The following is a 9,829-nucleotide window of genomic DNA, read 5'->3' as shown; positions in this document are numbered from 1 at the left end:
TTCCGCAAGGAAAGTCTCAAGCACTACAGCGCCGACCTGACCTACACCCTGGTCCGCGCCGAAGGCGGCTTCAAGATCCACCGCAAGGTGATCAGCCTGATCAACAGCGACGATGCCCTCGCCGGCATCGGCTACATCCTCTGAGGTCATGCATTCACCCTGTGCTATTCCCGGGCGCGTAGCAAGCAAGCGCCCGGTGCTGGATATCTAAAAACAACAAAAACAATACGTGACAGGCAAGCGGGCCACAGACCTGCAGAGCGCCTCTGCCCGGTTGAACGACTGCCGAGACCTTGTACTGATCACATTTCCAGGATTACGCATTCCAGGATTACCCCATGGAACTCAAATGGCCGTTGCGTGCGAAAACGTTGTGCTTGTGTGTGGGCACCGTGTTACCCCTGACCAGCTTCGCCGACGTGGCGGATGACAGCCACCTGTCGCTGAACTTCCGAAACCTCTACCTGAACCGTAATTTCACCAACTCCAGCGCGCCGGTGTCCAAGGTCGGCAACTGGTCGCAGGGCTTCGACCTGCAGTTCGAGTCCGGCTACACCAATACCCCGCTGGCTGTCGGCCTTGATCTCAATGGCCAATACGCCTTTCGCCTGGACTCCACCGGCAACGATGGCTCGCTGCCGTTCAGCCAGCACCGCCAGCAGGCTGCCGACGACTACAGCCGTGGCGGCGCGACGCTGAAGCTCAAGTACGCCAAGACCCAGGTGAAGATCGGCGACCAGAAGCCGTTCTACCCGGTCGCTTCCAACGACCCCAGCCGCCAGCTCGACACTATCTACCAGGGCGCGGTTGTCGAATCGCGCGACATCGACAACCTGACCCTGGTCGGCGGGCGCTTCTGGTCGATCGTCACCCGCGAGTCGTCCAACCACGAGCGCCTGTACCGTTTCGGCACCAGCGACAGCCAGGACAGCGATGGCCTGGACTTCGCCGGCGCCACCTACAACTTCACCCCAGACCTGCAGGGCAGCTACTTCCACGGCGTGCTCAACGACATCTACAAGCAGGACTACGGCGGCATCAAGCACACCCTGAAGTTCGCCGACGGCTACCAGCTCAAGACCGACGTCGGTTACTTCAACAACCGCGAAGACGGCGCCGCGCGCAGCGGCCCGGTGGACAACCGCGCCTACTTCGGCCTGGTGACCCTGGAAAAGAGCGGCCACATGATCGGCGCCAGCTACCAGCGCATGACCGGCGACACGGTGTTCCCGACCCTGAACGGCTATGTGCCGCAGCTGTGGCTGCCGAACTGGGCGAGCATCCCCTTCATCCGCCCGGACGAGCGCAGCTGGTCGGTGCGCTACGGCTACAACTTCGTGGCCATGGGCATTCCCGGCCTCAAGTTGTTCACCCGCTATATCAAAGGCACCGACGTCGACCGCGGCCCGGGCCTTGCTCGCGACCAGGAAAGCGAGCGCGACATCATGCTCAGCTACGTGGTCCAGAGCGGCCCGCTCAAGGACCTGTCGTTCGACCTGAAGAACATGCGTACCCAGCAGCAGTACGGCAACGACTACACCGAATACCGCTTCATCACTTCCTACACCTGGAAGTTCTGGTAATCAGCACCAAGCCACAGTTTTGCTCCTTTGCCTGGGCCTTTCCGTGCGGGGAGGGTCCGGGCCTTTTATTTTGTGCCTCTGGCCTCTTCGCGGGCTCGCCCGCTCCCACAGGGATATCACAAGCCTTGGCATCATGCTGTACCTGTGGGAGCGGGCGTGACGGTGCGCCGAACCGCCGCGAAGAGGCCAGCCCAGGCTGCACACTTCCAGGATTGCCCACCCGTGCCAACCTCTTGCCCCTGCCTGCCAATCCACTCCCCACCCATTCCGCAACCGCCAACGCCCCGGTAGCCTGCCGCGAGCCCAACTCGCGTCGCGGAAAACAACAACATGACCAACGCCTTGAGCATCCACAACAAGATCACCCTGCTCGCCAGCCTGTGCCTGGCTGCCATCGTCGTGCTCCTCACCGCACTGGCCCTGGCCCAGCGCCAGAGCAGTGAAGACCAGGTCGGCAGCAGCGCCAGCGACATGCTGCTGACCGCCGCGCGCAGCAACCTGCGCGCCGAGGGCCAGGCCCAGGCGCTGCAGATCCAGCAGGGCTTCAGTCGCGCCTACACCTTCGCCGAAGGCGTGGGTCGCCAGGTCATGCACCTGCGCCAGCGTGCTGGACTGCCCCCGGCCGAGCTGCGCCGCGACCTCACCCAGGTGCTGCGCGATGCCCTGGCCGGGCGCCCGGAGCTACTCGGGCTGTTCATCACCTTCGAGCCCAACGCCCTGGATAGCCACGATGCCGACTTCCCCGGCCGGCTGGACCTTGGCAGCAACGACCAGGGCCGTTTCGCCCTGTACTGGCTGCAACCTGGCCCCGGCCAGCTGCAGGCTGTGCCTGGCGACGAGAAACTGCTCGCCGACACCTCGCCCGGCCCCAGCGGCGCGCCGTTCAACGCGTTCTTCAGCTGCTCGCGTGCCAGCGCCAAGCCCTGCCTGCTCGAACCTTACGTCGACAACTCCAGTGGCACCGCGCGGCTGGTCACCAGCCTGACCCTGCCGCTGATCGACCAGGGCCGTGTGGTGGCGGTGATCGGCCTGGACATCGACCTGGCGACCCTGCAGCGTGACGCCGAGAAAGCCGCCGCAGCGCTGTACGACGGCCAGGGCGATATCGCCATCGTCAGCACGGCCGGGCTGCTGGCCGGCGACAGCAGCCACCCCGAACGCCTCGGTACGCTGTTCAAGGCACGCCACCCCGAGCAGGCCGCAGCCATGCTCGACGCCGCCGCCGCAGGCCACACGCAGGCCTTCGAGGATGCCGAACACATGCGCATGCTGGTGCCGATCCAGCCCTTGCCAGAAGCCAGCCCGTGGGCCGTGCTGGTCAGCGTCGGCAAGGACGTGCTCGGCGCGCCAGTGACCGCGCTGCAGGAACAGATGCGCACCCAGCGCCTGCACAGCCTGGCCCTGCAGATCGGCCTGGGCCTGGGCATTGCGCTGCTGGGCGTGGCGATGATGTGGCTGACCGCGCGCAGCGTCAGCCGCCCGCTGCTGCAGGTCGCCTACCTGCTCGAAGACATTGCCGAAGGCGAAGGTGACCTGACCCGCCGCCTGGCCTACCCCGGCAAGGATGAACTGGGCCGCCTGAGCCGCGCCTTCGACCGCTTCCTGGAACGCCTGCAACCGGTGATCGCCCAGGTCCAGGGTGGTGTGCGCGATACCCGCGACACCGCCGACCAATCGGCGCGCATCGCCAGCCAGACCAGCGCCGGCATGCAGCAGCAGTTCCGCGAGATCGAGCAGATGGCCACCGCCTTGCACGAAATGTCTGCCACCGCCCAGGCAGCGGCCCACAGCGCCGCGCAAGCCGCCGAGGCGGCGCGCCATGCCGATCAGGCCACCGGCGCCGGCGTGCAGGTGATCGAAAGCACCACCCAAGGCATCCAGGCCTTGGCCAGCGGCATGAGCGAGGGGATGCAGCGCCTGCAGGCCTTGGCCGCGAGCAGCGAGCAGATCGGCGCGGTGATGGGGGTGATCCTGTCGATTGCCCGGCAGACCAACCTGCTCGCATTGAATGCGGCGATCGAAGCCGCCCGTGCGGGTGACGCCGGTCGCGGCTTTGCCGTGGTCGCCGATGAGGTACGCGGCCTGGCCCAGCGCACCCAGGCTTCGGTGGAAGAGATTGGCGCGATCATCGACAACCTGCGCAACGGCACCCATGAGGTGACCGGCGCCATGCAGCACAGCTACCAGCAGGCCCAGGCCAATGCCGAGCAGGCGCGCCAGGCCCTGCAGGCACTGGCGCAGATTCGCCAGGCGGTCAGCGTGATCACCGACATGAACGTGCAGATCGCCTGCGCCGCCGAACAGCAAAGCAGCGTTGCCGAGGAGGTCAACCGCAACGTCGAGGCGGTGCGCGATGTCACCGCCTCGCTGTCTGGCCAGGCCGAGCGCTCGGCGGGGATCAGCCAGCAGTTGAACGACCTGGCGTCAGAGCAGCAAGGGCTGATCGAGCGCTTCAAGGCCTGAGGCAAAGCGCGGCGCCAACCCGGCCTGGTGCAGGCGCTGCACCAGGTTCGCCAGGCGCCCATGGCGATAGGCGTCGATGTCGGTATCGCGGTAGTCGTAGAACCCCACGCCATCACGCAGGCCGTTGCGCCCGCTGGCCATGTTGTCCAGCACCGACGCCGGCGCCTGGTAGCGCTCGCCCAGATGGCGGCTGAGGTAGCTCGAGGCGTGGTGCAGGATGTCGCCGCCGCCCCAGTCGATGAACTCCAGCAGGCCCAATACCGAAAAGCGCAGGCCAAAGCCGGTACGCACGGCCAGGTCGATCTGCTCGGCGCTGGCGACGCCCTCCTCGACCATGCGCGCCGCCTCGTTCATCACCAGCGCCTGCAGGCGCGGCACGATGAAGCCGGGGGTGGCGTTGCACAACACCGGCACCTTGCCGATGGCCTGCAAGGTGGCCAGCAGTTCGGCGACCACCGCTTCGCAGGTCGCGGTGCTGCGCGAGACTTCCACCAGCGGCATCAGGTGCGCCGGGTTGAGCCAGTGGGCGTTGACCATGCGCCCGGGCATGCTGACCATGGCGGCCAATTCGGTCACCAGGAAGGTCGAAGTGGTCGAGGCGATGATCGCGTCCGCCGCCACCTGCCGGTCGATCCAGGCAAACGCCTCGCGCTTGGCCTCGAGCACTTCCGGCACCGCCTCGAACACCAGCCCGCAACCTTGCAGCGCCTGGCCGCCCTCCTCCCGTGTCAGCAGTTGAACCCGCGACAACAGCCGTTCGGCCTGCTGCTGACCGATCAGTTCGAGGTCAACCAGGCTCTGCGCCTCGACGCCAAGGTTACGCCTGACCACCTCGAAGTAGCTGGCCTGGGCTTGCGCCTGCCGGGCCTTCAGGTCGATCAGGCTGACGTGGACGCCGGCCTGGGCGAAGGCCAGGGCGATGCCCTCGCCCATCCGTCCGGCACCGACCACGGCGATGTGCCGCAATGGCCCGCTCATGGCGCGACACCGTCACGCAGCAAGGCCGCCATCTGCTCGCGGTCGAGCCCCGCCAGGCCGAGGTTCTCCAGGGTGCGGCCTTCGCCATACAGGTCACGCCCGGTCACTGCCGAGGCCAAGGCCAGCAAGCCCTGCGCCACCGGGGTCGGCACGCCGGCCCAGCGCCCGACCGAGACCAGCAGCGACAGACCCAGGCGGGTGTCTTCGAGCATGTAGCGGTGCTGCTGCAGGTCGATCTTCTCGCGCCAGTCGCCGCTGTCGGTGAGCTTGCCATGGGCACCGCGGCCGTACATCCACTCATCGCCCTGGTCGGTGTTGTAGTGGTCGGCCAAGGGGAAATGCGGCGCCGGGTAGCCCAGCGCCTCGCGCACGCGCATGCGTTCGGCATCCAATACATTGGTCACCCGGCGGATCGACGGCTGGGTGCCTTCGTTGTGGATGTCCCACGACTCGAAGTGCTCCAGCGGCCCGGCATTCATCAAGATCAGCGGCGGGTGAATGATTGGCCCTGCGTTCATCAATGCACCGCTCAGGGCATCTTCGATCGGCTCGACGCTGGGGTAGGCCTCGCGCAGCACGCTGAAGGCATGCGCCGACAGGCGGCTGGGCAACACGCCGGTCGGCAGGCGCGTGGCGTAGGCACTGATCACCAGCTGGTCGGCGCCGTGCTTGCGCACCAGGTAGGGCAAGGTACCGGTTTCGGCAAAGGCCACCTCGGCGTGGTTGCCACAGTCGCGCATGGCCTTGGCGAACACATAGCTGCCAAAGGTGCCGGGCGGCAGGAACACTACCTGGCCAGCGCTGAGTAATGGCGCGACTTCAGCGGCAAGCGCCGCGTGGCTGGTCGACGGCAAAGGGATGATCACCAGGTCCGCACCCTGCAGCGCTTCGGCCAGGTCGCTGACCAGGTGCAGGTTGTCGCCAAGGGCCAGTTGGCGGGTGCCGCGATAATCGCGCACGGTAAGGCTGCCAATCGCCTGCAGGGTTTTCAGGGCCGTAACGTCACGGCGCCACAGGCGCGTGGCATGGCCGCGCTCGGCCATCTCGACAGCCGCTGCATAGCAGCCGTGGCCGCCGCCAAGAACAGTGATTTGCATGGGTGGAACTCCGCGTGTGTAAGGTAGGCCGATGCTAGCCATCACGCGTTTGCCCAGCGCTGCGGATCGCGCAGGCAGGCTTCCGATTGCGCAGCTTTCAGCCCCTGAGCGTGTCGGAGGGTCGGCAACCGAAGCGCTGCCGGTACTGCTGGGTGAAATGCGCCGGGCTGTTGATGCCGAAGCGCAGCAGTACCTCGGTCACGCTGCCCTCGCCCTTCTGCAGCGCCTGGTGCACCGCCTGCAGGCGCCGGTCGCGGATGTACTCGACCGGGGTCTGCCCGAGGAACTGGCGAAAGCCGTTCTGCAGCGTGCGCACCGAAACACCACTGAGTGCGCACAAGGTCGCCAGCGCCAGTGGTTGGTCCAGGTTGGCCTCGATATGCTCCCGCGCCCGGCGCACATGGCTGGGCAGCGGGGTTCCTGCCGGTTGCAGCAGCGCGGCGGAGTAGTTGTGCGGCAACTGGGTCAACAGCAGTTGCACCAGGTGATCCACCAGGCCCTGGCGCAAGGGCGCCAGGCTCAGTTGCAGGGCGAACAGCCGGCACAGGTAATCCAGGGTCAGGCCCAGTGCGTGGACGCCTGGGTGGTCGGCGGCGAGCGGCACGTCGAACGCCAGCGGCGGCCCCAGGCTGCGCCCCAGCAGCTGCTGCAGATGCAGTTCCAGCGCCTCGCGGGGCATGCTCAGCACCGCATTGCGGCAGGCGCCGCCGGTGACGATACGGCTGCTGGCGAACGGCGAGCTGACGCTCAGCCCGCCCGCCGCCACGGCCGCATGCGCCTGGCCGTGGCTGACTTCGCACTGCCCCTGCAAGGTGGTGCGGAACAGGTATTGCGCACCGGTGCCCTCAAGGCTGACTTCCACCGGCGCGTCATAATGCAATTGCAGCAGGCGCACGCCGGCAAATTCGACGCCGTTGACCTGCAATTGCGGCGCAGCATCGTCCAGCACCCGCAGCCGATGCGGGCAGAGATAGCGGGCCAGCTGCACCTGCATCTCGGCCACATCCTGCGAGTGAAACAGCGGAAAGCGCTCCAGCAGCTGGATGTCCGCCAGCATCTCAGGCCTCGGCGGGGTGTTCGCGGCGCATGCTGTCACGGAAGCACTTGCAGCCCTTGGCCAGCAGCACGATGGCCAGCAGCGAGGCACCGAAGCTGACGATCGACATCGACGAACCGACCGCGGCCGGGGCGCCGAAGTAGCGGTCGGTGATCAACGCCACCAGCGTGGTGCCCAGGCCCAGCCCGAGCAGGTTGCTGATCAGCAGGAACACCGCCGACACCTGGGCGCGCACCTGGTTGGGCGAGAGAATCTGCATGGCGGCGGTAGAGGCCGGCATCGGGAACGAGGCGAAGAACATCGCCGGCACCAGCAAGGTCACCGACAGCCACAGCTGGTCGACCTGCGAATACAGCACCGCCGGCACGATCATGCCCACCGCGCCGATCACCCCGGTGCGCATGGCCGCATCGCTGCGCCCACGCTTGGCCAGGTGGTCGGTGAGCCAGCCGCCAAACACCACGCCGGTGGTGTTGGCCAGCAGCAGGATGGTGCCGAGCATGAAGCCGGCCTGTTCGGGGCTCATGCCGAACTTGCGGATGTACAGCGCCGGGGTCCAGCTCATCATGCAGAACAGCGCCATGGCGTAGAACGAGAAGCCCAGGTAATGGCAGCCGAAGGTCGCCCGGTGGCGGCCGATGAAGCGCAGGCCATCGCTGAGCCGGACCTTGCGTACGTTACCGTCGGCATCCAGTTGCGCGCCTTTGCGCTGCGGGTTGCGCACGGTCAGCCAGACCAGCAGGCCGACGATCGCCCCAGGCAAGCCGACGATGAAGAACGCCAGCTGCCAGGCCTTCATCGCGCCGAGCAAGGCCACCTCGATGGTCTGCGCGTCTTTGAGCAAGGTGATCACGTAGCCGCCGACCAGGAAGGCGATGCCGCCGCCGACGAACGAGCCGATCGAGTAGATGCCCACGGCGCGGCCGAGCTTTTCCTTGGGGAACATATCGCTGAACATCGAGTAGGCCGACGGTGACAGCGCCGCTTCGCCGACACCCACGCCGATACGCGCCAGGAACATCTGGGTGAAGTTCTTGCTCAGGCCACAGGCGGCGGTGGCGAAGCTCCAGAAGATCACCCCGACGGCGATGATGCGCGGGCGCGAAAAGCGGTCGGCCAGGTAGGCGATGGGCATGCCCATGAAGGCATAGAACAGCGAGAAGGCCAGGCCATGCAGCAGGCTGAACTGGGTGTCGCTCAGCTGCAGGTCGGCTTTGATCGGCTCGATCATCAGGGCCAGGATCTGCCGGTCAACGAACGAGAAGATGTAGGCCACCATGCACAGGATGACCACGTACCATTCGTAGAAATAGCGCTTGTTGTGCTGCTTGAGGTGTTGCTCTTGAGTGAGGGTATTCATGCTCGCGAATTCCTGAAGGGACAGCCTGGAAAGGGATTACAAGGCAGTGACCTGTCAGTAACAGGCGAGCGCGCGCAGGGCGGGATTACGCATGACCTAGGACCTTTATTGTTATTGGAATGGAGGTCTGCGGGAGCGGGCATGCCCGCTCTCACAAGGGTTGAGTCAGGGCTTAGCTATCTTGCAGCGCCCGTGGCCGGTGGCTACGTTCCTCGGCTTCTGGCGCCTTGGCGGCCTGCAGCCGGAAGTCGAAAGACAGCTCGGCAAAGCGCTCGCCCTGCACACCGCGGTCACGCGCCGCGGCAGCATCGTCGACAAACCGGAGGTCGCCGATCAGGCCATCACGGGTGGCGTAGGCAAAGTCGTCCCACAGGTACTTGTCGCCGGCGAAGTTGATCTGCGTGGTCAGGTGGCGGTGGCCCGGTGCCGAGATGAAGAAGTGCACATGTGCCGGGCGTTGGCCGTGGCGGCCGAGCAGGTTCAGGCATTCCTGGGTCGGGCCCTGCGGGTCGCAGCCATAACCGGACGGCACGATGGAACGGGCACGGTAGCGGCCTTCGGCATCGGTGACGATGCGCCGACGCAGGTTGTAGTCGGACTGGGTGGAATCGAAGTACGAGTAGGTGCCCTGGGTGTTGGCGTGCCACAGGTCGACGGTGGCGCCGGCCAGCGGCTGGCCGTCGGCATCGAACACCTGGCCCTGGAGGAACATCACCACGCCGGGGTCGGTGCCATCGTCCATGCGCGCTTCACCCTCGGACAGCGGTGCACCGGCCACGTACAGCGGGCCCTCGATGGTGCGCGGGGTGCCGCCGGTCAAGCCGGCTTCGGCGTCCTTGGCGTCCTGCAGCAGGTCGAGGAAGTGCTCGATGCCCAGGCCTGCCGCCAGCAGGCCCGCCTCGTTGCGCCCGCCGAGGCGGTTGAGGTAGGCGACGGCATGCCAGAACTCGTCTTCGCTGACCTCCAGGTCTTCGATCAGGCGCGCGGTGTCCTGCAGCACACGGAGCATGATCTGCTTGAAACGCGGGTTGCCTTCGGCCTGGCCCAGGCCGGCCACTTGCTCGAAGAAGGCCTGGATATCGGCGGTGTGGGAGATCTTCACGGTCATTTCTGCTTACCTCGAATTGTTCTTGTCAGGTAGTCGTGGTTCAAGGGTGAATCAACGGTCGTCACTGTGGATCGACGACGGGTGGCGGCACAGGCCGTCGACTTCGATGTCCATGTACGGGAACAGCGGCAGCTGCATCAGCGTGTCGTGCAATGCCTCGACGCTGGGCACGTCGAATACGCT

At 66.2% G+C, this 9,829-nt stretch carries 8 protein-coding genes; 2 read left to right on the top strand and 6 right to left on the bottom strand.

The features are described 5' to 3' along the window. The first annotated feature begins 338 nt into the window (after positions 1-338). The gene (locus J7573_RS25280; RefSeq protein ID WP_294341264.1) at positions 339-1,583 is read left to right on the top strand and encodes an OprD family outer membrane porin; all 1,245 of its coding nucleotides are present in this window, start codon (positions 339-341) and stop codon (positions 1,581-1,583) included. 330 nt (positions 1,584-1,913) lie between these two features. Next, a complete protein-coding gene (locus J7573_RS25275) occupies positions 1,914-4,046 on the top strand; it encodes a methyl-accepting chemotaxis protein (protein WP_294341261.1) in 2,133 nt (710 codons plus the stop codon). Here J7573_RS25275 and J7573_RS25270 read toward each other — a convergent pair. From J7573_RS25270 to J7573_RS25245, 6 genes are all read right to left on the bottom strand, one after another. Then, complete coding sequence (locus J7573_RS25270; protein ID WP_294341259.1) at positions 4,008-5,024, bottom strand: 3-hydroxybutyryl-CoA dehydrogenase; 1,017 nt, start codon at positions 5,022-5,024, stop codon at positions 4,008-4,010. The genes J7573_RS25275 and J7573_RS25270 overlap by 39 nt on opposite strands. Next, entirely contained in the window at positions 5,021-6,121 is a 1,101-nt protein-coding gene (locus J7573_RS25265; RefSeq protein WP_294341255.1) for an NAD/NADP-dependent octopine/nopaline dehydrogenase family protein, read from the bottom strand. The genes J7573_RS25270 and J7573_RS25265 overlap by 4 nt, the downstream gene beginning before the upstream one ends. A gap of 97 nt (positions 6,122-6,218) precedes the next feature. Next, the gene (locus J7573_RS25260; protein ID WP_294341252.1) at positions 6,219-7,178 is read right to left on the bottom strand and encodes an AraC family transcriptional regulator; all 960 of its coding nucleotides are present in this window, start codon (positions 7,176-7,178) and stop codon (positions 6,219-6,221) included. 1 nt (position 7,179) lies between these two features. Continuing rightward, complete coding sequence (locus tag J7573_RS25255; RefSeq protein ID WP_294341249.1) at positions 7,180-8,538, bottom strand: MFS transporter; 1,359 nt, start codon at positions 8,536-8,538, stop codon at positions 7,180-7,182. Between the two features lie 172 nt (positions 8,539-8,710). Beyond that, entirely contained in the window at positions 8,711-9,646 is a 936-nt protein-coding gene (gene catA, locus J7573_RS25250; RefSeq protein WP_294341246.1) for a catechol 1,2-dioxygenase, read from the bottom strand. A gap of 51 nt (positions 9,647-9,697) precedes the next feature. After that, positions 9,698-9,829 (bottom strand): muconolactone Delta-isomerase family protein (locus J7573_RS25245; protein ID WP_294331881.1); only part of this gene is annotated, 132 nt, incomplete at its 5' end.

It is taken from the genome of Pseudomonas sp., from assembly GCF_017744435.1.
In the GTDB taxonomy this organism is placed as follows: Bacteria; Pseudomonadota; Gammaproteobacteria; order Pseudomonadales; family Pseudomonadaceae; genus Aquipseudomonas.
This window is presented reverse-complemented; position numbering and strand designations above follow the sequence as displayed.